Source organism: Ideonella sp. P3_A4 (assembly GCF_056403075.1).
Genome location: NZ_JBFUGE010000879.1, coordinates 1 through 2015 on the forward strand (window position 1 = coordinate 1; position 2015 = coordinate 2015).

The 2015-nt window shown below is 58.1% G+C and carries 2 protein-coding genes; both read left to right on the forward strand.

Annotated features, from left to right (window positions below):
- Positions 1-88 precede the first annotated feature (88 nt).
- Entirely contained in the window at positions 89-592 is a 504-nt protein-coding gene (locus tag AC1DYI_RS33975; protein ID WP_477208512.1) for a GNAT family N-acetyltransferase, read from the forward strand.
- Between the two features lie 495 nt (positions 593-1087).
- The gene (locus tag AC1DYI_RS33980) at positions 1088-1456 is read left to right on the forward strand and encodes a hypothetical protein (protein ID WP_477208513.1); all 369 of its coding nucleotides are present in this window, start codon (positions 1088-1090) and stop codon (positions 1454-1456) included.
- Positions 1457-2015 lie beyond the last annotated feature (559 nt).

Genomic DNA, 2015 nt, shown 5'->3' on the forward strand with positions numbered 1-2015 from the left:
CCCTAACCCCTCCGTCAAGGGGACGTCTTGCGGCAAGCCGCAATCCGCCCCTTACGTCGAACGTTAGAGCGCTGAAATCCTCGTCTCCATGAGTTCATCCATCTCTCTCAAGCGCTGGCAGCTCCTGTCCCCATCCGAGCAAGCAGCCGTCTTGGGGCTTGCTGTCACCCCACACCAGGTCGAGTTCGCCGGCACGGTTGAGCGTTCGGTCGAGAGTTGCAAAGCCGATCAAGCCAATCAGATCGCTGGCTTGGCAATCTTCGATAGTCAAATCGTTGTGGGTTTTCTGGTGCTCAAGCGTGGCGCAAGCGCTCCTTCGTGGGCAACCCCAACTTCGGCCACCATCAGCGCGATGCGAATTGATCTGTCCTGCCAGGGCAAAGGCATTGGGTCCGCCGCTCTCAGCGCTCTCCCGTCATGGGTAGCTGAAAATTGGCCCGAGTCGCCGTTACTTGTGCTGTCCGTCGACGAGGAGAACCAATTAGCCCGCAGCGCCTATGCCAAAGCGGGCTTCGTTGATCAAGGCATCAGAGAGCAAGGTCGCATTGGGTGGGTTCGCTTCATGTCCAAACCAGTCGGTGGCTGTGCATGAAACAGCGCCCTAACCCCTCCGTCAAGGGGACGTCTTGCGGCAAGCCGCAAGCCGCCCCTTACGTCGAACGTTAAGCGCCGCCATTCATATCCGAAGCCGCATGAGCATCTTCCCTCTTGCCTGCCTTCGATCCGCCGAGGTCAGTCCGGTCAGAGCGCCTTGCAAAACAGGTGCTACTTGGTTCAGGTCGGCGCCACCTTCAAGGCTGGCGCGTTGTGGCTTCCGGCATGAAAGTCCAGAATACCTTGAGCGCACTTCAAGCTGCGGCTACTCGGGGGAGCAACGGGTAGCCGGTTCACGCTAACCTCGCCTGCCATGCATCGCCTTCACGTAGCTTCGGCCTCCGTCGGCAATCAATGCCGCCTGGTCAAATCCATACAGCCCGGTGCTTCCTCCAGGGCGGCGCCTAACCGCTCCGTCAAGGGGACGTCCCGCAGGCGGGCCGCCCCTTACGTCGAACGTTAGGCCCACCAATCTTCCGAAGATGAATCTGCCATGCACGCAATAGGCAAGAAGGTCCCCGCCGCATTCCAGGTCTATGAAGCCGGAAAGCAGCGGCGCTACTCGCTGCTGTTCAGCGTCAATGGGGCGGTCTTTACCATCGCCAAATTGCTGGTTGGGCCAAACCCAACACTAATCCTCGGTGGTCTTGGTCTGCGCAATCTGGCCATTGGAGCAATTGCCTTCACATTGCTAATGACCGTCGACATCTTCTTTTTCGGGCAGCACATGCGAAGCACAATTCCAGATGCACAGGGTGGAGCGCCTTCAGACTACATAGGAATCTTTGGGCCTATCGGCAAGGCAGTCCTTGCCGCAATTTCCGTTCTCCTATGCACCGGGTGGGCATTGGTGGCAGCATGAAGGCCTCTACTCCGAGTGCGCTGGGCTGGCCTAACCCCTCCGTCAAGGGGACCTGCCTGCGGCAGGCCCCTTACGTCGAACGTTAGGCTTCAAATCATGGGACGCCAGGTCGTTCTACTCTTTCTGCAACTCGCGCTYCTGTCAGCCTGCAGCGAGCTGGGTAACGGKGCGGGCCAGATCAGTCAGAAGATTGGTCAAGTAACCCATGATCCGAGCGCCAAGGAACTGGACCTCTCAAAGCTCACYAGCTTTGGTTGGGARTACTTCTACTTCTTCAAGTCGRGCACWGCYCGCGAGCAGATCTGCCAAYTCATTCRYGCCAASCGCAACAATTGCGGTCGCATCATTCGGTACGAGGCAGTGCCTGAAGGCTACGTTGCTCTGTTCTTTGGCCTCAATGGAAACCTTACACATACCGAGCTTCATGCARTYGCCAACGGAGAGTTTGATTTCWCCGTTGGCGAGGATGGCTACCCCAAAGAGAAGGCCATCTTTTCCATTCGGAGAGCTTCCACTGGCACGGGGCGAGATCGCATCTTGCTTGAGCCGAGGTGAAGCC

What these genes read in the sequence shown, in the direction of transcription:
- AC1DYI_RS33980 (WP_477208513.1), top strand. Translation starts at nt 1,088, where the DNA reads ATGCACGCAATAGGCAAGAAGGTCCCCGCCGCATTCCAGGTCTATGAA.
- AC1DYI_RS33975 (WP_477208512.1), top strand. Translation starts at nt 89, where the DNA reads ATGAGTTCATCCATCTCTCTCAAGCGCTGGCAGCTCCTGTCCCCATCC.